This window comes from Paenibacillus sp. RRE4 (assembly GCF_031844205.1).
Classification (GTDB): Bacteria; Bacillota; Bacilli; order Paenibacillales; family Paenibacillaceae; genus Paenibacillus; species Paenibacillus xylanexedens_B.
Genome location: NZ_JAUZUT010000010.1, coordinates 1 through 19,249, shown reverse-complemented (window position 1 = coordinate 19,249; position 19,249 = coordinate 1). Strand labels below are relative to the sequence as shown.

Below are 19,249 nucleotides of genomic sequence, written 5' to 3'. Positions count from 1 at the left end.
CTGTGCGTGTGCATCCGATTCCCGTTCAGCGACGGTTGCCGATCCAGATCATAAACCGATCTGACGGCGAGGGTGTAAACCAAGGCAGAAGGACCCGAATAGGGATTCTTCTGCCTTTTTTATTTTTCAAATAATGAAGGGAGGAGGAAACGGGGTGAAGAACAGAGAGCTACATCCAGATCAGGGTGCATGGGAGGCAAAGCAGAATGGACAACAAGTAGGAAATGTAGATCAACATCAGAGCTTTCTGAATGAAAGGAAAGAGATCAGAGAAGGAGCCTCTAACCGATCAGAACTCATAGGGGTGAGTATGAATGTGGGTGCAAGTCATCCTCTGAAAAAGGGGTGCTATTTCAGAGTTGATCACAATACATATAACGGTATAGCCAGTCCGCGTCGTTTCTTGATCTCTGGGCATGGGGCATCCGCGTCCAGTTGTGAGATTGAAACGGGCAATAAGGGTAGTGAGAATCGTAATAGAGAATCCAGATGGTGGATTGTAGTCTTAGGTGTAAGCATGGCAGCTATATTGCTGGCAGGATGTTTGGGAAGAGGATTGTTCCATTCGGCCGACCTGTACCCCGTTATTCTGATGACTGGTGTTGTCATGCTGTTCTCTCTCGTGGTGTATAAACGAGGCGTACTGATAAGGGGAATTGATGGCATGGCCTCCGTTCGGTCGGAATCCACTCGGCTGGAAGTCGTAGATTTAGTGCATGTAGGGATTCCTCTGGCAATCATGGCGTGTTATGCCCTGCATGCTTGGGCAGGCTCGGTAAGTACGCAGGGCAGTATCCATGAGATGCTGCGCTGGAGCTTGCTCGCGATGTTTGCCCTGCTCGCTGTGTTGCTGGCAGCGAGTAAGGATGGTGTGCGCTGGCTGGCCTTTGGCTGGCAGCTGGCGGGCGGCTTGCTTGTGCTAAGCGGCATTTTAGCCGTGTGTGGTGTGCTGCCGCTGCCCTACGGGGTCATGCGGACAGCTGACCCCGAGATCAGCTCCGCCGGTGCCCGGCTCGGCGGATTGCTGCAGTACCCCAATGCGTACGGTGCCGTTGTCGGCATGTACGCATTGGAGCGGCTGACGGCCGCCGCGGGGGTGCTGGCTGGGCGAGCCGTCCCGGCACGCCGGCTCTTCGCGGCGGTGCTGCCGCTCATGCCCGCGCAAGCCGCGCTCCTGCTGAGCGAGTCGCGCGGCGCCTGGCTAGCGGCCGGCTGTGCCGCGGCCGCCGCCTTCTTGCAGCGGCGCGGTGCCCGCCTGCCGCTGCTGCTGGCCTTGGCCGCGCCCCTGGCGTGCGCGGCCTGGCTGTACCGCCAGCTGGCTGCTGCCCAGCTGGCGCCTGCACCCGTGCCCGGCCTGCTGGCCCTGGCCGGGGCATGGGCAGCTGCGCTGCTCGGCACGCTGCTGCTGTGCCGTCTCTGGCACAGTGGCGGCCCCGCCGGGCGCGCCACTGCTCTTGCGGCCACCGTGCTGGCGTGCATCGCCGCCGCACTGATGGCCGCAACCTCCACCGCCGAACGCTTCGCGGCAGGTGTCGGCACAGGGGCATCCCGCCTGCAGCTGTGGCGGGATGCCCTGCGGTTATGGACCGAGGCCGCATGGCTCGGCCACGGAGGGAATACATGGCGCAACATGTTCCGCGCCATCCAGTCCTCGCCGTATGTCGGCGGCGAGGTACACAGCGGGCTGCTCGACCTGGCCCTGGATACGGGCCTGCTCGGCGTCGCCTTGATTGCAGGGTGGATGCTCTTCACCCTGCGCAGTATCCGCCGCTTCGCGCCGCGGCTACTGCCGCCTGTGCTTGTCTTCGTCCTGCATGGAATCGTGGACTTCGACTGGAGTTATGCGCTCAGCTGGATGCTCTTCATCTGGCTCACGGCATGGGCGGTTGCGCTGAGAATAGAAGCGGAAGCAGCCTCATCGCATCAACACTGTCTTACGAATTACAGTGCTCAGACCCACATCTATGATAACGTTTGTAGTTACATCCGTACCTGCACCCCTACGTCGTTTTCATATGTCATATCAGGCCACATCAAACGGTATGCAGTCTTACTTCTGCTTACATGCTGGCTTGGGGGTACTGTCTGGACTACAGCACGTTGCGCATGGGCGGATGTGCAGTATCGCCATGCACTGACTGAGCCAATGGGGACAACAGCGAGTGTCCGGTATCTTCGATCAGCATATCGTTTGAATCCAGAACGGCCTGATTTAGCGATTTCTCTTGCGCGTATGTTGCCTCAAGCGGAAGCCAGACCCGTCTTATTGAACAGCTTGTCCCATTCACCTAGTAATCCGGACCTTTATGTGGAGCTTGGTCGATGGGAAGCCAAATCTGGAGAAGGGAAGCAAGCGGGTGCATATTTCATTTCAGCCAATGCCATGAATCGTTATGACGTTATAACCCAGAGGACGGTGCTCTACTGGATGGAACAGGCGACGATGCGTGAGATTTCAGAAGGAAAAGTCCGACAAGCCCAAAAGACTGCGGCGATCGGGATAGAAATATATGAACATTACAGAGAACTAGCATCTCAGGTAAATACAGAACGGATGCGTAACGATCGTCGTTTTCATATGCATCCTTCATCTTCGTTGACTGCAGAGAATTTGCACAGAATTGTTGCGGGTTCCTTTGGTCATGAAGTGACTACGCAAAAAAAATTAAAGTAGCATCCATTATATATGGCTGTGGCACTGAAGCAGATCAGAGAAGTGCAGATTAAGAGGAACCAAGATACTGTTTGAATAGCTCACTCGTTTCTGCTAATTCAACAACGTTGCAATCGTTAATTCAGTTGACGAACGAACCTTTTATTTGGCATTCTACGCTTGCTCTTGTTCCTTGAAAGCCTTGCAGTTTCATTGTAAAAAGAAAGCTTGGACATGTTGCTTTTTCTCGGCGGGTCTTGAACAGGCGGACGAGAATGCTTTCGCCTGCCTGTTCTAACTTTCTAGAGACGGTAACCACCAAAGGCGTGTTTGAATGCTTCTTTCAGCGGTTCAACCTCAACCTCCCAGAGCGTAGCAATATCTGCACTGACTTCGGTATTCCACCATTCGCACAATTTTTTGCGGTCATTGCGATTTTCTCCAATCCAGAGCAGATTCGCAATAACTTTGGCGTAGTACTTTTCCTCGGCCTGCTTCATACGTTCTGGGGAGATATACAATTTCAATCTCTTGGCTGTCCGGTATAACTCCTTACTACAGGCGCGGCGAATGCCTCGGGCAGAGGGCAGTTGTTGTCCGGATTGCTTATGCTTGACCGGGGGAGACCCGGGCGTGGATTTAAATGTCACGTTCCCACACTCCTCTCCCCATACCATATGCGGAGCAGGGCCATCAGGACACTGTCCAGTTCTCTTAAGTAGCCACGTTCAGGGGGCTGTGATAAAATAAGGACGAACATCCATGGTGCGACAGGCACCGCCATTCAGGAAAAAGAAAGAGGGTTGAGATGGACGTTATTCATAACATTGTCAGCCAATTATTCGACTGGATTCAAAGTCTCGGATACTTTGGCATCATGCTCGGGTTAATGCTGGAGGTTATCCCAAGTGAAATTGTGCTGGCATATGGCGGTTTTCTCGTTTCTCAGCATAACATTAACTTCTTCGGTGCGATGATTTTCGGTACAGTGGGCGGAGTGCTGGCCCAGCTGTTTATTTACTGGATCGGTCGTTATGGCGGCAGACCTGTACTTGAACGTTACGGCAAATACATATTGATCCAGAAAAAACACATCGATCATTCCGAAGAGTGGTTCCGCAAATATGGCACAGGTGTTATTTTTACAGCACGATTTGTTCCAGTCGTAAGACATGCGATTTCGATTCCGGCTGGCATCACGAAAATGCACACAGGCAAATTCATTCTGCTGACAACACTCGCTGTTATACCTTGGACTGCATTGTTTATATATTTAGGAATGATTCTTGGAGATCAGTGGAAGCATGTAGACGAGAAAGCGGCTCCCTTTATTACGCCGATCTTGCTTGTCGCGCTTGCTCTTATGATTATTTATGTTGTTATCAAATGGATGAATGTACGTAAAAAGAGAGGAAGTGCGAAGTAATGTCCAAACCTAACTTGTCTCACAAATTCGGTAAAGGCTTGCCACCGAAGGAATTTATCGCGAGTATGACCAAAAATCAAAGTGAATTTCAGGCGAACTATGACAGCTTTGTCTGGGCAAACGAAGAGGATCGTGAGTTCTTTGAAAGTCTGAACTATCGTGACGACCTTCGTGTGCTGATTCTGGCCGCAGATTGGTGTGGTGACGTTGTGCGTAATATTCCGGTTGTGTTTCAAGCGCTGGAGATTTCAGGCATCCCGACTGAAGTTCTGATTATGGAAAATCATCCGGATGTGATGGATGAATTCCTGACGATGGGTGGCCGTTCTGTGCCGATTGTGATCGTAGCAGATACAGGCGGACATGTTCTGGGTCAATGGGGGCCGCGCCCGCAGCACGTACAAGAGGTTATGGTCGAGTTCAAACGACTGAATCCTGACCGTGAAGCTGCAGACTATCAGGACAATATGGCCGAAGCGCGCAAAGAGATTTTGAAACGTTACGGGGAAGGAACGGAGTCCCATGCAGTGATCATTCGTGAGCTGCGTGAACTGATTTCGGGTTTTTAATTCATATGCTTAACATTCGTACATTTACGCTCGGGCCGTTGCAAACCAATGCCTACCTGTTACAGGGCGAGGACCCGGGTAAAGCTGTTATTGTTGACCCAGGCATGAATCCCGGCCCGCTACTCAAGGCTATTCAGGATCTGGAGATTGAAGCGATTCTTCTGACCCATGCTCATTTCGATCATATCGGCGGTCTGGAGGAGATTCGTAAGCTGAAGGGCTGTCCCGTTTACTTGCATGATCTGGAAAGTGATTGGCTGACTACGGCCAAGCTGAACGGGTCGCTGAACTGGCCGCAAGTCACACCACCGATTACAGCGAATCCGGCAGAGTTTGCCTTGGATGAAGGTCAGAAGCTGCAACTGATTGGCCATACGTTTCAGGTATACCATACGCCAGGACATTCTCCGGGTAGTGTCAGTCTCCTTTGCGAAAATGATCTTTTTGCCGGGGATGTGTTGTTCCGGATGGGCATAGGCAGAACGGATCTCACAGGTGGACGTGAACGCGATCTGGTAGACTCCATTCAGAATAAGTTGTATCGTTTCCCCGATGAGGTTAAGGTATATCCGGGACACGGTCCCAAAACAACGATAGGTTATGAAAAACAGAATAATCCTTACGTTCGTGCCAGATAATTCGACAGAATCTATGAATTAAGTCTGGACAAGTGTTAGCTTTTTCATTAGAATAGCAATTAGTTGTTACAAGCGTTAAGGCATCACTTAACTAAAGCGTTGAATAGAAATACCCTAACTTGCGAAGCACGCAGACTGTGGTCTATACCCGGTTTGCGTTCTTTTTTTGTTTTCAGCCCTTTTTAGCTGGATTAGAACAATATAAGGAGTACGTATTCATAAGCGAGAGTGAGGGAGAACGATGTGGAGAAAATAAACATGTTTCAGCCGAAGCAATCAGAATACACATGTCTTGATGATCGACGACGTGAGTTACATTCCGTCATGAATTCGGTTATTAAGGAAGCGGTTCATCAGAAAGCATACATACCTAATAGCAGTTTGAATCCAATTTATAGAAATAAACATCCTCATTGGAGTGTAGGTCAAGCTAGTACTGATACAGATCATTCCATTTATAAAAAAACAAAGCAATCCCGCTCTGATCAGGGGCATTCTAAATTAAATCGTACTAAACCAGACCTTATGTTTCAGCAAAATACATGGACTAGTCGTGTGTTGCAAAACGGAGCCCGTAATCAGCGGTGGTTCGACAAACTGCAAGATTACCGAAATGGAGTCTGATTGCCCGGGAAATTGTCGTATACATATTACTCGAGAATTGAAAACAATAAGGCCCTTTCAAAAAAATTCATTTAGCGTTGAACGTTTGAGCAGTATCTATCGTATTACCTTTAGATTGAACAGGAAGCGGGTGATCATCATAATGAGAACAGCTGAATTGGAGGAAGTGCGCAGAGCGGCAGAGGGCGATGACAGTGCACTTGCAACACTACTACAGCGACATTACTCATTTGTTTATAAATATCTTGTGAAAGTTACGATGGACCCTAATCTGGCTGAAGAGATTGTGCAGGACACCATGATTCGCTGTATGGAAAATATTCGGCGTTATGATGGCACATCAGCATTTTCATCATGGATGATCACTATCGGAACTCGTATCTACATAGACAGAATCAGGCGAAAGAAGAGGGAGCAGAGCTGGCTTGACTTGATTCGCCATCAGGCAATCCGACGTTTTCGCTGGCAACTCGAAAGTCGAAACGAGGAATGGACAGATGTGATGGACGCGATGACGAGGCTAACCCCCGAGCATCGCATTACTGTGCTGCTGAAACATTATTATGGTTATAGTTACGATGAGATCGGGGAGATGTTAGGCGTACCTGCCGGAACAGCAAAGTCCCGGACAGCTTATGGTCTCCGTCAATTAAGAAAGGAGCTGGAATAAAATGAGCAGATTGAACGAGTCACAGGATAAGGAAATCGTACAGCGATTACAACAGTCTATGAAAGCGCTGGATGATGTCTGTGAACCTGCTGATATTCCATCCCTGGCAACACTCGAATCCCGTGTAAGGGAACAAAGACGTATCAAGCGCAGAGCCAATCTGGTTGAGATTATCTGCTTCTGGTTCGTCGCACTGACGATAATTACACTGGGAACGTTGTTGTTTGTTTCTTCTCCTGCCGTGTACTTGGGTATACAAGTTCTGGGTACTGTTATTGCTGTCAGTGTAGCTGTCGTATCGTTGGTCCGGCACCGGAAGGAGACGATGCATCATGAATAGATTGCATTATTCGTTAGAAGAGATTCCACCGGTTTTACTTGTATTCCTTGCGCTCCTGCTGTTGTTTCAAGGGACTTGGATTTTTCTGGACGCACGTAAACGAGGACGTTTTCCTTGGTTATGGGGATTGTGGGGTATTACTAGTGTTCCAGGTCCATTGTTAATTTACTGGTTAGTTGTCATTCGTACAGACATGAAACGACACAGCAAGAAGTAAACATAACAGATGATATGGGAACGATTAGGGTTGTCTTGAGAAAAACTCCAAAAAGATTTTGCACAAATATGTTGTTTAAATCTAGTATTCCTAGACATCGTTATTCTTTTCTAGTAGACTATACAAATAAATATGAATGATAGACTACCAGGAGGTTAGACGATGCTGCGATTAGGAGAGAAGGTTGTCATCGTCGCGGATGCGTTTGAGCAAAATCTTCCTGTGGGGGAATATGGATACATCATCGCTTATGACCGGAATCCGGACAATGCGTTCGATTACGTGCTTCGAGTGCCGCTGGTTAATCGGAACTTTTTTGTTCCATCCGGCGACGTCGATCTGGAAGAGGTTCTGCTGAAGCAGGAAGCTGAGCGGGTCGAGCGAGAAGCGTTGATAGATTACGCCCTTGCGACACATAATGAGAAGCTGTTTCATCATCTGATGAACGGTGAACCTCTAGTTGTGGAAGAGGAAGAAGAAACCGCGAATGATGTAATGTCCCAGGCGGATTTTATAAAGCAGGTTAATCTGCGTGCATGGATTTAAGGATTAGAATTTCAGGAGTCGGCTGATGCCGGCTCCTTTTTTGCATTTGCATTGAATTGTCGAACTATCTCACCTATAATTAGAAAAGTTATCTTGGGACTTTAGCCCGTTAAACGAACGCTTCGTTTGCAGGTTTGTCTCAGGCACAGAACGATTGAAGGAGGCATCCGGTAATGAGTATTTCGAACAATGACGTTCAGCATGTAGCCAAGCTGGCTCGGCTTAATCTAACTGCTGAAGAAGAACAGACGTTGACAGGTCAGCTGAACGCGATCTTAAAATATGCAGAGAAGCTGAACGAGCTGGATACGGACAATATTGAGCCAACAACTCATGTTTTGCATGTCAGCAACGTGATGCGTGAGGATGAAACCAAGGAAAGCCTGTCCATAGAACAGGTGATGCACAACGCACCAGATGAAGAAGACGGGCAGTTTAAAGTGCCTGCTGTGATGGAATAACGGATAATTGGAAGGAGGACAAGCACTGTGAGTTTATTTGAACAATCGTTGCCTGAGTTACATAACAATCTGCACGCCAAAGAACTATCGGTCAGTGATCTGGTCGATCAGGCGTATCAGAATATCGGCGCACATGACGACAAAGTGAAGGCTTATTTGACACTGGACGAGGAGAACGCACGCGCACGCGCTCGTCAGCTGGATGACCGACTTGTCAGCGGTGATGAGAAAGGTTTGCTGTTTGGCTTACCGGTAGGTATCAAAGATAACATCGTGACGAACGGACTGCGTACGACTTGCGGAAGTCAGTTCCTTCGCAATTTCGACCCGGTGTATGATGCAACGGTTGTCGAGAAGCTTAAAGCAGCAGATACCGTAACCTTGGGGAAACTGAATATGGACGAATTCGCCATGGGCGGTTCCAACGAGAATTCCAGCTTCTCACCCGTGCATAATCCATGGGCACTTGATCGTGTTCCGGGTGGTTCCTCAGGTGGTTCTGCTGCAGCGGTTGCTGCGGGAGAAGCGTATTTCACACTTGGATCAGACACGGGCGGTTCTATTCGTCAGCCGGCTTCCTATTGCGGAATTGTCGGTTTAAAGCCTACTTATGGACTGGTTTCCCGTTTTGGCTTGGTGGCCTTTGCGTCATCCCTCGACCAAATCGGACCTCTGACCAAAAATGTAGAAGATTCTGCTTATGTGTTGCAAGCCATTGCGGGTTATGATGCTAAAGATTCGACATCTGCCAAGGTAGATATTCCGGATTACTTGAGCGGACTGACAGGGGATGTCAAAGGATTGCGCATTGCCGTACCGAAGGAATACATCGGTGAAGGTGTAGACCCGCAAGTAAAAGAGAAAGTTCTTGCTGCACTTCAAGTGCTGGAAGGTCTTGGAGCGACATGGGAAGAAGTGTCGCTACCGCATACCGAATATGCAGTAGCTACTTATTACCTGCTTGCTTCTTCTGAAGCTTCTTCCAACTTGGCTCGTTTTGACGGTGTACGTTACGGTGTACGTGCGGACAATCCGGAGAATTTGCTGGATCTGTACCACCAGTCCAGAAGTCAGGGCTTTGGTCCGGAAGTAAAACGGCGTATTATGCTTGGAACCTATGCACTCAGTTCCGGTTACTATGATGCGTATTATTTGAAAGCTCAGAAAGTACGTACATTGATCAAACAGGACTTCGATGATGTTTTTGCCAAGTTTGACGTGATTATTGGACCTACTGCACCTACAACGGCATTTAAGATGGGTTCTCAGGTAGATAATCCGCTTACGATGTATCTGAATGACATTCTGACGATTCCAGTCAGCTTGGCGGGTGTTCCTGCGGTCAGCATTCCTTGCGGATTCGCAGACGGTCTGCCTGTTGGTTTGCAGATTATCGGTAAAGCTTTTGATGAAACAACCGTACTGCGCGTAGCGCATGCGTATGAACAAAATACAGCATTCCACAAGCAGCGTCCGCAGCTGTAGACTGCCCGGAACGGAGGTAAAACGAAATGTCCGCATCTAAATATGAAACGGTCGTTGGACTCGAAGTCCACGTGGAGTTACATACCAACTCCAAAATTTTCTGTGGTTGCTCCACTGCTTTTGGAGCTCCGCCTAATACACACACCTGTCCGGTCTGTCTCGGACATCCGGGCGTATTGCCTGTGTTGAACCGTCAGGCTGTTGACTATGCGATGAAAGCCGCAATGGCTCTCAACTGCACAATCGCCGATGTGAGTAAGTTTGACCGTAAAAACTACTTCTACCCGGATTCACCCAAAGCGTATCAGATTTCACAATTTGATCAGCCGATTGGTGAGAATGGCTGGATTGATATCGAAGTTAACGGCGAAACGAAACGAATTGGTATCACACGTTTGCATCTGGAAGAGGATGCAGGAAAGCTTACACACGTAGATGGCGGTTATGCCTCCCTTGTAGACTTCAACCGTGTCGGAACTCCGCTGGTAGAGATTGTATCCGAACCCGAGATTTCTTCTCCGGAAGAAGCGCGTGCGTATTTGGAAAAACTTCGTGCGATCATGCAGTACTGTGACGTTTCTGATGTGAAGATGGAAGAGGGGTCACTTCGTTGCGATGCCAACATCAGCTTGCGTCCACATGGTCAGGAGAAGCTGGGCACCCGGGCGGAGCTCAAAAACATGAACTCCTTCCGTGGTGTACAGCGCGGTTTGGAATATGAACAGTATCGTCAAGCCGAAATTCTCGATGACGGCGGAGAAGTTGTTCAAGAGACGCGCCGCTGGGATGAAGCTCAGGGCAAAACCTTGTCGATGCGTGGCAAAGAGCAAGCGCATGACTATCGTTATTTCCCGGACCCGGATCTGGTAAAACTGCATATTGATGCCGAATGGAAGGAACGCATCAGAGCTTCAATTCCTGAACTGCCGGATCAGCGTAAAGCCCGGTACACTGCGGATTACAGTCTGCCTAGTTATGATGCCGAGGTGATCACCTCTTCCAAAGCGATTGCAGACCTGTTTGAAGACAGTCTGAAATATACCCAAGATGCCAAATCCGTTTCCAACTGGATTATGGGTGACCTGCTTGGTTATCTTAACACCAATAACCTTGAGGTAACGCAAGTTCCGCTAACGGGGCAAGGACTCGGTGAGATGATCGGATTGCTGGAGAAAGGCACCATCAACAGCAAAATCGCTAAAACGGTATTTAAGGAAATGCTGGAGAGCGGTAAGCTTCCACAACAGATCGTTGAAGAAAAAGGACTTGTGCAAATCAGTGACGAAGGAGCGATCCTCGCCATTGTTGAGCAGGTCGTTGCGAACAATCCGCAATCTGTCGAGGATTACAAGGCTGGCAAACAAAAGGCCATCGGTTTCCTCGTAGGTCAGGTCATGAAAGAAAGTAAAGGCAAGGCGAATCCGGCCCTTGCTAATCAACTGCTCGCAGATGTATTGAACCGCTAATCCTTCCAGTGAGGTCGGACAGAAAGAGGCTCGTCCCTGTGACAGCCTCTTTTTTGGTATATAAAATTCTGACGCACCGTGTTATTTAGATTTTAACGGTTTATGAAGTCTGATACGGAGGAGTTGTGCTTAATCATGAGTATTCAAACATTGTCACTACGTGATGAAGATATGTTGGCCCAATTGTGGAGGCTGCAACATATGGCTTACCGGTTGGAAGCAAAGATTATCGGATTTCAAGACATTCCGCCTTTGCTGGATACGATGGAAACACTACAGAATTGCGGGGAAACCTTTTACGGATGTGTCGATGAGCAGGATGGAGAGCTGCTCGGTGCAGTGGCTGTGATGGAGGAAGAACGGGACACACTAACGATCACACGTATGATGGTACATCCGAACCACTTTCGCAAAGGAATTGCCGCTACATTAATGAAGCATGTCTTCGAAATATATCCCGATCTGCCACGCTACATCGTATGTACAGGAACGCTGAATACAGCGGCGGTGAATCTATATATGAAGTTTGGATTTAAACCTGTCGATGCGGCAGAGATCGCTCCTGGAGTGGAATTAACGACATTTCATAAGAATAAGCTTTAAGCATGTGAACAACTTAGAGGGGGAACTGGAACGTTGAGCAATCCTTGGTTTATTGATGAATGGCATATTTTGCTTCGTTTATTGCTGGCTATGCTGCTTGGTGGACTTGTCGGTCTGGAACGTGAGCGTTCCAATCATGCTGCCGGACTAAGAACCCATATTTTGGTATGTCTTGGATCAGCGCTGATTATGATGCTGTCTATCTATGGTTTTAAGGATTTTGCGCATGAATTAAACGTGCGGATTGATCCTGCGCGTCTGGCTACAGCAGTAATTACCGGTGTCGGTTTCTTAGGCGCAGGTACGATTCTTTTCACGGGTAAGTCCATAACGGGACTCACAACCGCTGCGTCGATCTGGGTGGTTGCCGCGATTGGTCTTGCCGCAGGAGCTGGATTCTTTTTTGCCTCCATCGTTTCCACCGTGCTGGTACTCTTGAATCTTTGGGTTTTTAACAAATTAGAGCTGAGGTATTTGCGCGGCAATAAGCTGCATGTCATAACCCTTCATACCTTGTCCGAACCAGGGACGTTAGAGAAGGTCTCGTCTTTTATGGAACAGGAGAAGATCAGAGTTCGTAAAATTACCGTGAATGAACCAGATTTGGCTTTTGCAGAAGTCGTATCCGTTGAGCGGAAAATAGAAATTGTACTGCATGTGCAAGTGCCGCATGATTTTAAGACAATACAGATTGTCTCCAAGTTAAGACAGTGGGAACACATGACCAAAGTGTCGATTGAATAAAGGAATTCTTAACCCTCTGAGCGCAGGCATGGCAGAGGGTTTTTCTTAATATCCATTTTTATTCCAGTTACTCTTCGGGCGCTTTAGGGTACTATCTAACCAAATGCATGATGAGGGGTAACGGTCATTTTTCAGAGAAAGGAGCATGTTATGAAGAAGGAGAAGGACCATACAGATCGCGCAAGAACAGGAAAGACTAGGAAACCCAAGAAGGTACGGAATAAAACACATAAGTTTATTGCGGGGCTTTTAAGTGCCATTGTTCCGGGCATGGGACATATTTATTTACGTCTGTACATGCGAGGATTGACTTTTATTTTGCTTGTTTTGCTTGATTTGTCCGCTCTGTTGTACTTCTCGTCCATCGGCATACAGATCAATGTGCCTTTACTGATCTTGCTGGCTCTTTGTATTCCGGTGATTTACTTCTACAACGTATATGATGTGCTACAATCGGCTGATTGGATTTTGTTGCGCAGACGCCGGGCTGTAACGCAAGGTAATTTGGACAAGCCGCAATCTGGCGAACGTTCTGAACGGGAGAGCATGATGGTGTGGGAACGTGGCATTTCGTTTGGCCTTCTGTTAATTGTGGGAGGTTCGCTGATGGTGCTGTTCTTCCGTAAACCACGTTGGTTTCAAGAGCTGATTGCCATGTATGGCGGATATTCTTTTGCTATTCTGTTGATCGCAGGCGGCTTATTGCTATTCGGTCGGGAATTTTGGGTTATGCTGCGTAAGAAGAAAATATAGGCAACGGATATGGACGGAAGGAGGGAAAAGAATGAACCGCAAAATTCGGGTAGGACGTTTTACGGCTGCTGCTCTAATAGCTAGTGTTGGTGTACTGCTCATTATGGATAAACAGTGGGGAACAGACTACCTCTACGAATTCGTGGATTGGTGGCCGTTTTTGCTTGTGGCTCTGGGTGTGGAATGGATTGTATTGTTTCTGTGGACACGCATGAGAAGTAAACGGGATTTAGATCGTTTGTCCCCGCCCGATGAGCGCCCAGAAGCACGTTTTAGACCGGATGCCAAAGGCATTCTGGCCTCTTTGATTCTAACCGCTTCTGTATTTATTGTGACTGAACAGGATCACTACATGCATCTGTGGAACCGCGTCAGTCTTAATCTGGGAGCTGCCTCAATGGACTACAGTCAGGCTGCCGGTTATAAGGAAGATAAGGTCACGATCGGGGTTCCTGTCCGTATGGATACTTCGGATATCGTGGTCGAAGGCGTGAACGGAGATATAACAATCCAGCGTGGAGATACGGATGAGATTAAAGTGAATACTGTTGTCTGGGTCGACCAAGCATCTGAGGTCCAGGCCAAGGCAGTAGCCGCGGCTTCTTTTGTAGAAGCGGAAGGGGATAAGGTCATTCATATTAAAGCGACAGGTAAAGCGTATGGTGAAAATGAAAAAACGCAACCACGCATGAACATGATGATCACCATTCCAGACGATCGCCGTTTCAATCTGGATATCCGCACATCGAATGGTGCCATTTTGTTAAACCGTCCTGAAGCTATCAAGACCATTCTTGCCGAGACAGGCAATGGACGGATTCGGATTACGAATGCGGTTGGCGATATCACGGGTAAAACGCTAAACGGGGACGTAATCGTAGCGAATGCTATAGGGAACGTGGACATGGATAGCAACCGTGGCGATATGAAAGCACGCGGTGTTTCGGGAGATGTAGATTTAACCACGCAAGTTGGAAATGTCAGTATTACAGACTCCTTCGGCGAGTTTTCAGCTGAAACCCGGAATGGCAATATTACACTGGATGGTGCTAATCTGGGCGTGAAAGCTCAGTCTCTGAATGGCAGTATTAACATTGTTTCCGCTAAAGTCGGTGGAGATTGGGATGTATATAGTGCAGTGGGAGCCATTAACGTTGTGATCCCTGACCGTGGTGATTATAGTCTTTCGGGCTCCAGCAGTTACGGGGATTTAAAGACGGATATGCCGTTCGACGTCAAAAACAAAACGATTGAAGGGCAACTGGGTGAGGGAGAATATAGAATCAAAATTGAAGGGAATAGTGATCTTACGGTAGAGCGTAATCCGGCAGTTTCTACACAAGAATCCATATTGGAAGAGTCTGTGGATACGAATGGGGAAGGGCAGCAGACGACGGGTGAAGGTCAGAATTCCGAAGAGGATGCGACCGAAGTTCCTGCATCGCCGCGTTGACAATAAACTTGCAATCGCCGTACAATAAATGTACACTGGCAAGGTTACATGACGTGAAAGAGCATTTGTCGTTGTGTACAGCCGGGAAATTATACTCTGTATGACGACGAGGATACATTTTTTCAAACAGAGAATGAAAGGTAAGGCGGTGGGCTTTATGGCAACACGTGTCCAACATGCGTTGGAGCAGCTCAAAACGACCGGTGTCCGTATTACACCCCAGCGTCATGCCATATTAAACTATTTAATGGAATCGATGGGGCACCCGACAGCCGATGAGATTTACAAGGCACTCGAACCCCAATTTCCTAGTATGAGCGTGGCGACCGTATATAACAATTTGAAAATGTTTCTGGAAGCCGGTATGGTCCGGGAACTGACTTACGGAGATAATTCAAGCCGTTTTGATGCCAATGTGACGGATCATTATCATGTGATATGTGACCAGTGTGGCAAGATTGAAGACTTCAGTTATCCTTCGTTAAAGAGTGTGGAGCTTCAGGCGGAGTCGAGCACGGGATTTGAGGTACATGGTCACCGATTGGAAGTATATGGTGTGTGCAAAAGTTGCAGGCATCAATAGAGATGATTTACAATATTAACGTGTGGAATTCAGTATGGATTCTTCACGTTTTTTATTTATACAGAGTTTTAAGAAAAACATCCATGTGAAATTATCTATGATTTTTGGGATGTTTACCATCATCTATGGAATTAACGGAGGTAGTCGTTTGGGTAGAAAAAGCAAATATACACGTCGTAAACGACGTTCATTTTGGCCAGGGTTACTTGGCGCATGTTTGGTGGCAGGTGGTGCCTATTGGCTTATTACCAGCGTATGGTTGAATAAGGTCTATGAGGACCCGGATTGGCTCGGGAGAAATCAGCCTATTTTTGTAGATGGACAGCTTATGGATGAGGATGCTTCTGGCACAGGTGGTCAGCTTAAACTGCCCGTGAAGGTATTGCAAGAAGCGGTAGATCCGGGAATACGATATGAACCTGATTCGGGGGATATCATTATTGCTTCTCCGCAGAGAGTGCTGCATATGAAAGAGGGCAGTACCCGGGCTGAACTGAATCATCAAAATTATCCGCTGAAAGTAAAGCCGGAGGTAAAGTCTGATGAGGCGTATATTCCCCTTCAACCGTTGAAGGAGGTATACGGGCTGGCCGTTCAGGAAGATCCGACAACAGGAGCCGTTATTTTGTTGCGCGGTGGGGACACGATCCAATATGCAACGATTGATACGTTGTCATCCAAAGAAGATCAGACCGTTCCTCTGTATAAAAGCGGAGAAGAGTCTTCTCCCATTTTCACGGATATGAAGCAGAATACCAGAGTACGTGTGTGGAAGACGGGTAAAGATCAGAGCTTTGTACAGATGGATAACGGTTATGCAGGTTATGTAGATAACGATCATCTTGTTCTGGGTGAGAAAAAGACGCTGGACACGCCGAAGTTTACACCCACTGAGGCGGAGAAAAAGTGGAAAAACAAACCTGTGAATCTCGTATGGGAAGCTGTCTACAATCGCCAGCCTGACGTGGGCTCCATTGGAAAGATGCCTGGGGTAAACGTAGTGAGCCCGACATGGTTCCATATTACCGATGGCAATGGCTCAGTGAAAAGCAAAGGAGACCAAGCCTATGTGAACTGGGCCAAGCGCTCAGGGATGGAAGTATGGGGATTGATGGATAACAGTTTCGATCCGGACATTACGAAGGAGGCACTGTCTACTTACGCCAAGCGTACACACATCATTGAACAAATGTTGGATTATGCCAAAACGTTCCGGCTGGACGGTATCAATATCGACTTTGAAAATGTGTATACCAAAGATGGAGCGAATGTTACCCAGTTTGTACGTGAAATGAAGGCGATGGCTCGTATTCATGGACTCATGTTATCGGTGGATGTTACGCCAAAATCAAATAGTGAAATGTGGTCTGCGTTTTTAGATCGTCGTGGATTAGGAGCTTTTGCCGATTATATTATCGTGATGGCGTATGACGAGCACTGGGCAGCCAGCCCGAAAGCAGGTTCTGTCGCCTCGTTGCCATGGACCGAATCCTCGATGCGTCGCATACTGGAAGAAGATGAAGTCCCTTCGAATAAGCTTATTATGGCCGTTCCTTTATATACACGGATTTGGACTGAAAAAGCGAATGAGCAGGGAGAGATCAAAGTTTCCTCCAAAGCGGTAGGTATGAATTCCGTTCAGGAGTTAATTAAAGAGAAGAAACTCAAACCTGTTCTGGATCAAGCAAGCGGACAAAACTATGTAGAGTATAAGGAAGATGGCGCCGTAAAAAAAATCTGGATCGAAGATGCCGTATCCCTGCAAGCCAGGGTGAATCTTATTTCTTCGTTGAAACTGGGCGGAGTAGCTGCATGGAATAGAAGCTTTGCTAATGCATCAGCCTGGGAAACCCTCAAAGAGGCTGGTTATTCCAAGTAAATTATAATAAATCGCACTTATCATTCTCATCATGTGCAATATCAAAAAAGGACCCGGTAAAGATACCGGGTCCTTTTTTGATGAACGACTACTGTTTCAGAACGTTAACAACAGATACACCTGCAACTCTATGCACTACAAACCGCGCTGGATAACGTGTACCGACTTTGTAGATTGAGTACGGAGTTTAAGAGTGTACGGTGAAGATTTATGGACAAAATGCATTAATGGATTTCCGGGCGCATGTGAGTTACTTGGAAGGCGCGGCGGGTGGAGTCGTTGGTTCCACAGGCGGACTCATCGTATTGGCTTTGTTCGGGTCCATCGTCAGAATCGTGTGACAGAACATACAACGATCTGTTTTACCCAGCATCTTCGTTAACTTGCCGCATTCTGGACAATCGACCTGCACAGCACTGGTTGAGAGCATGCCTGCCCAGAAATAAATGATCAAACTGCCCAGCATGGCAACAAGCCCGATTACAAGGCCAACCGCTGCGATAACCTTTCCGGCATGTCCCCAGAACACAATTCCGGCTGTGCCGAGTATCATTAGGCCCATTCCTAGCATGGTTAACAGTAATCCCCAAGTGCGAAAAGCATTAATTTTTGCTGATTTAAAAATCATAAAAAATGCTCCTATCGTATGAGTAGTATCGGACCTGAAAAAGAAGGAAACATTGTATATCATGTCGAATTACATTATAACTGACTTGGCGCTAAACTGCCATGAATTGTATAAATTGTATGGAGGGAATCGTGGAATTAAAGAACCTTGCTTTTTTGTCCGAGCAGTCGGAAGAGACAGGGGCAGTTGGGGCTATCGCTTATTCCCACCCGGGAGAGCGATTCCACGGCTCCCTGATCCAGGATTTTGACTTGATGGTACTGATTGTGCATAACACAGATCAATCGATGTCAACGGTCGAACATTACAGATACGGAGATCTTCGTTATCAGTTGATCTATGTCAGCCAGTCTGATTTACAGATTACTGCGGTTACGGGAGAACATGATAATCTCATGCAATGCCTGATTGAAGGGGAGATTATCTGGGAAACGGGCAACCAGATTAGCGATTTGAGAGAAGAGTTATCTTCGTTTGGGAATGAGTTGCGTGAGCAGAAACTGTTTCACGAGTTTACCAGTTTTCTAAGGATGTATGTTGAGGCGAAGCGTCATATCCAGCAGGGGCATGTTGTAGATGCCTATTACAATGCATTGGAGGCGCTGGGAAGCTGGGCTAGGATCGTGCTTATTGAACAGGGCATCTACCCTGATCATGCCGTCTGGACTCATGTGCAGCAATTAGATCGTGCATTATGGAAGCTGTATCAGGAGCTGACGGTAAGTTCTGAAACTTTGGAACAGCGCGTGGAGCTTGTATTGCTCGCTTGTGAGTTTTCTGTCATGTCGAAAATGGGAGAATGCTCTGAACTTCTGCTCCGTGTGATTAGAAGCCGAAAAGAGCCATGGAGTATTAATGAACTTGTTCATCATCCTCAATTAAGATTTGTTCGTAAGGACCTGCCGCTGGTACTTCGAAAACTTGTGTTTCGTTCTATAGTAAAAGAATCAGCTGGATGGCCCTCACTGGAAGGGGAAGGCAGGGAAATTCGCTATTGGATCGAGACCTGACCTGTTTGCAGAATCTGCTGTTGAGAAGTGATGTATAAAAGGAGGGGAAACCTTCCTTTTTTGTTTGTTTAATAATTTATATGTTTAGGTGTTGACTCTGATCTGTAGATTATGGTACATTATATTTCGTTCCCCAAATGAGTGAATCATCAGAAAATGACAAATTCAGTTGAGGAAAAGTGAAGAACATGAAGTAATGAAAAAGAAAATTAAAAAAAAGTTCTTGACGAAAACAAACGAAATGTGTTACATTATTCAAGTCGCCGCCGAAACTTGGTGAAGGCAAGGAGTAAGTAAAACAATCGTGTTTGATCTTTGAAAACTGAACAACGAGTGAGTAAACATTCTGCTTGCAGGATGACGTGAAGGTCTTTGGTACATGCCATCTGGCTGTATGAAAACTGGAACACAAATGAGATTTTTAATCTCGTCAGATTCAAAATGAGCTTATCGCTCTTTTCAATACCCCGATGAGTTTCACAGCGTCTAACGTCGCTGATG

At 47.4% G+C, this 19,249-nt stretch carries 21 protein-coding genes; 19 read left to right on the top strand and 2 right to left on the bottom strand.

Features of this window, described 5'->3' with window-relative positions; all coding sequences use genetic code 11:
• Positions 1–517: 517 nt before the first annotated feature.
• The gene (locus Q9R46_RS25010) at positions 518–2,674 is read left to right on the top strand and encodes an O-antigen ligase family protein (protein WP_311282186.1); all 2,157 of its coding nucleotides are present in this window, start codon (positions 518–520) and stop codon (positions 2,672–2,674) included.
• Positions 2,675–2,955: 281 nt separating this feature from the next.
• Here Q9R46_RS25010 and Q9R46_RS25005 read toward each other — a convergent pair whose 3' ends face one another.
• Positions 2,956–3,330, bottom strand: coding sequence for a dehydrogenase (locus Q9R46_RS25005; RefSeq protein WP_397386419.1), 375 nt, complete (start codon positions 3,328–3,330; stop codon positions 2,956–2,958).
• Positions 3,331–3,461: 131 nt separating this feature from the next.
• Between Q9R46_RS25005 and uptA the strand changes: the two genes are divergently transcribed.
• The 17 genes from uptA to Q9R46_RS24920 all read left to right on the top strand — a co-directional run bounded on the left by uptA (position 3,462) and on the right by Q9R46_RS24920 (position 17,110).
• Positions 3,462–4,079: an undecaprenyl phosphate transporter UptA gene (uptA, locus tag Q9R46_RS25000; protein WP_145334898.1), complete on the top strand. Its 618-nt coding sequence runs from the start codon at positions 3,462–3,464 to the stop codon at positions 4,077–4,079.
• Positions 4,079–4,648 carry a thioredoxin family protein gene (locus Q9R46_RS24995; RefSeq protein WP_311282185.1) on the top strand — a complete coding sequence of 190 codons (570 nt, stop codon included), beginning with the start codon at positions 4,079–4,081 and terminating at the stop codon, positions 4,646–4,648. Before uptA ends, Q9R46_RS24995 begins: the two co-directional genes overlap by 1 nt.
• A 5-nt stretch (positions 4,649–4,653) precedes the next feature.
• Positions 4,654–5,286 carry an MBL fold metallo-hydrolase gene (locus Q9R46_RS24990; protein WP_311282184.1) on the top strand — a complete coding sequence of 211 codons (633 nt, stop codon included), beginning with the start codon at positions 4,654–4,656 and terminating at the stop codon, positions 5,284–5,286.
• Positions 5,287–5,544: 258 nt separating this feature from the next.
• Positions 5,545–5,910, top strand: a complete 366-nt coding sequence (locus tag Q9R46_RS24985; protein ID WP_311282183.1) for a hypothetical protein — start codon at positions 5,545–5,547, stop codon at positions 5,908–5,910.
• Positions 5,911–6,052: 142 nt separating this feature from the next.
• Positions 6,053–6,580 (top strand): RNA polymerase sigma factor SigY, encoded by a 528-nt coding sequence (gene sigY, locus Q9R46_RS24980; protein ID WP_311282182.1) that lies wholly within the window; start codon positions 6,053–6,055, stop codon positions 6,578–6,580.
• 1 nt (position 6,581) lies between these two features.
• The gene (locus tag Q9R46_RS24975; RefSeq protein WP_145334908.1) at positions 6,582–6,920 is read left to right on the top strand and encodes a YxlC family protein; all 339 of its coding nucleotides are present in this window, start codon (positions 6,582–6,584) and stop codon (positions 6,918–6,920) included.
• Complete coding sequence (locus Q9R46_RS24970; protein ID WP_145334909.1) at positions 6,913–7,137, top strand: hypothetical protein; 225 nt, start codon at positions 6,913–6,915, stop codon at positions 7,135–7,137. Before Q9R46_RS24975 ends, Q9R46_RS24970 begins: the two co-directional genes overlap by 8 nt.
• A 162-nt stretch (positions 7,138–7,299) precedes the next feature.
• On the top strand, positions 7,300–7,683 hold the full coding sequence (locus Q9R46_RS24965; protein WP_145334911.1) for an ATPase: 384 nt from the start codon (positions 7,300–7,302) through the stop codon (positions 7,681–7,683).
• A gap of 173 nt (positions 7,684–7,856) precedes the next feature.
• Positions 7,857–8,144, top strand: coding sequence for an Asp-tRNA(Asn)/Glu-tRNA(Gln) amidotransferase subunit GatC (gatC, locus tag Q9R46_RS24960; RefSeq protein WP_090924504.1), 288 nt, complete (start codon positions 7,857–7,859; stop codon positions 8,142–8,144).
• Positions 8,145–8,171: 27 nt separating this feature from the next.
• On the top strand, positions 8,172–9,629 hold the full coding sequence (gatA, locus tag Q9R46_RS24955; RefSeq protein ID WP_311282181.1) for an Asp-tRNA(Asn)/Glu-tRNA(Gln) amidotransferase subunit GatA: 1,458 nt from the start codon (positions 8,172–8,174) through the stop codon (positions 9,627–9,629).
• Positions 9,630–9,655: 26 nt separating this feature from the next.
• Complete coding sequence (gene gatB, locus Q9R46_RS24950; protein WP_154891712.1) at positions 9,656–11,095, top strand: Asp-tRNA(Asn)/Glu-tRNA(Gln) amidotransferase subunit GatB; 1,440 nt, start codon at positions 9,656–9,658, stop codon at positions 11,093–11,095.
• Positions 11,096–11,230: 135 nt separating this feature from the next.
• Positions 11,231–11,698: a GNAT family N-acetyltransferase gene (locus tag Q9R46_RS24945; RefSeq protein WP_311282180.1), complete on the top strand. Its 468-nt coding sequence runs from the start codon at positions 11,231–11,233 to the stop codon at positions 11,696–11,698.
• A gap of 33 nt (positions 11,699–11,731) precedes the next feature.
• A complete protein-coding gene (locus Q9R46_RS24940; RefSeq protein ID WP_145334919.1) occupies positions 11,732–12,442 on the top strand; it encodes an MgtC/SapB family protein in 711 nt (236 codons plus the stop codon).
• Between the two features lie 150 nt (positions 12,443–12,592).
• Entirely contained in the window at positions 12,593–13,195 is a 603-nt protein-coding gene (locus Q9R46_RS24935; RefSeq protein WP_311282179.1) for a hypothetical protein, read from the top strand.
• A gap of 31 nt (positions 13,196–13,226) precedes the next feature.
• Complete coding sequence (locus Q9R46_RS24930; RefSeq protein WP_311282178.1) at positions 13,227–14,648, top strand: DUF4097 family beta strand repeat-containing protein; 1,422 nt, start codon at positions 13,227–13,229, stop codon at positions 14,646–14,648.
• 157 nt (positions 14,649–14,805) lie between these two features.
• Complete coding sequence (gene perR, locus Q9R46_RS24925; protein ID WP_090924521.1) at positions 14,806–15,231, top strand: peroxide-responsive transcriptional repressor PerR; 426 nt, start codon at positions 14,806–14,808, stop codon at positions 15,229–15,231.
• Between the two features lie 148 nt (positions 15,232–15,379).
• The gene (locus Q9R46_RS24920) at positions 15,380–17,110 is read left to right on the top strand and encodes a glycosyl hydrolase family 18 protein (RefSeq protein ID WP_311282177.1); all 1,731 of its coding nucleotides are present in this window, start codon (positions 15,380–15,382) and stop codon (positions 17,108–17,110) included.
• Positions 17,111–17,360: 250 nt separating this feature from the next.
• On the opposite strand, the gene Q9R46_RS24915 is transcribed toward Q9R46_RS24920, so the two are convergent.
• The gene (locus Q9R46_RS24915; RefSeq protein ID WP_090924511.1) at positions 17,361–17,738 is read right to left on the bottom strand and encodes a DUF2614 family zinc ribbon-containing protein; all 378 of its coding nucleotides are present in this window, start codon (positions 17,736–17,738) and stop codon (positions 17,361–17,363) included.
• Between the two features lie 131 nt (positions 17,739–17,869).
• On the opposite strand from Q9R46_RS24915, the gene Q9R46_RS24910 reads away from it, so the two are divergent.
• Positions 17,870–18,748: a nucleotidyltransferase-like protein gene (locus Q9R46_RS24910; protein ID WP_251511901.1), complete on the top strand. Its 879-nt coding sequence runs from the start codon at positions 17,870–17,872 to the stop codon at positions 18,746–18,748.
• Positions 18,749–19,249: the final 501 nt, after the last annotated feature.

What these genes read in the sequence shown, in the direction of transcription:
- Q9R46_RS25010 (WP_311282186.1), top strand. Translation starts at nt 518, where the DNA reads ATGGCAGCTATATTGCTGGCAGGATGTTTGGGAAGAGGATTGTTCCAT.
- Q9R46_RS25005 (WP_397386419.1), bottom strand. Translation starts at nt 3,330, where the DNA reads ATGGTATGGGGAGAGGAGTGTGGGAACGTGACATTTAAATCCACGCCC.
- uptA (WP_145334898.1), top strand. Translation starts at nt 3,462, where the DNA reads ATGGACGTTATTCATAACATTGTCAGCCAATTATTCGACTGGATTCAA.
- Q9R46_RS24995 (WP_311282185.1), top strand. Translation starts at nt 4,079, where the DNA reads ATGTCCAAACCTAACTTGTCTCACAAATTCGGTAAAGGCTTGCCACCG.
- Q9R46_RS24990 (WP_311282184.1), top strand. Translation starts at nt 4,654, where the DNA reads ATGCTTAACATTCGTACATTTACGCTCGGGCCGTTGCAAACCAATGCC.
- Q9R46_RS24985 (WP_311282183.1), top strand. Translation starts at nt 5,545, where the DNA reads ATGTTTCAGCCGAAGCAATCAGAATACACATGTCTTGATGATCGACGA.
- sigY (WP_311282182.1), top strand. Translation starts at nt 6,053, where the DNA reads ATGAGAACAGCTGAATTGGAGGAAGTGCGCAGAGCGGCAGAGGGCGAT.
- Q9R46_RS24975 (WP_145334908.1), top strand. Translation starts at nt 6,582, where the DNA reads ATGAGCAGATTGAACGAGTCACAGGATAAGGAAATCGTACAGCGATTA.
- Q9R46_RS24970 (WP_145334909.1), top strand. Translation starts at nt 6,913, where the DNA reads ATGAATAGATTGCATTATTCGTTAGAAGAGATTCCACCGGTTTTACTT.
- Q9R46_RS24965 (WP_145334911.1), top strand. Translation starts at nt 7,300, where the DNA reads ATGCTGCGATTAGGAGAGAAGGTTGTCATCGTCGCGGATGCGTTTGAG.
- gatC (WP_090924504.1), top strand. Translation starts at nt 7,857, where the DNA reads ATGAGTATTTCGAACAATGACGTTCAGCATGTAGCCAAGCTGGCTCGG.
- gatB (WP_154891712.1), top strand. Translation starts at nt 9,656, where the DNA reads ATGTCCGCATCTAAATATGAAACGGTCGTTGGACTCGAAGTCCACGTG.
- Q9R46_RS24945 (WP_311282180.1), top strand. Translation starts at nt 11,231, where the DNA reads ATGAGTATTCAAACATTGTCACTACGTGATGAAGATATGTTGGCCCAA.
- Q9R46_RS24935 (WP_311282179.1), top strand. Translation starts at nt 12,593, where the DNA reads ATGAAGAAGGAGAAGGACCATACAGATCGCGCAAGAACAGGAAAGACT.
- Q9R46_RS24930 (WP_311282178.1), top strand. Translation starts at nt 13,227, where the DNA reads ATGAACCGCAAAATTCGGGTAGGACGTTTTACGGCTGCTGCTCTAATA.
- perR (WP_090924521.1), top strand. Translation starts at nt 14,806, where the DNA reads ATGGCAACACGTGTCCAACATGCGTTGGAGCAGCTCAAAACGACCGGT.
- Q9R46_RS24915 (WP_090924511.1), bottom strand. Translation starts at nt 17,738, where the DNA reads ATGATTTTTAAATCAGCAAAAATTAATGCTTTTCGCACTTGGGGATTA.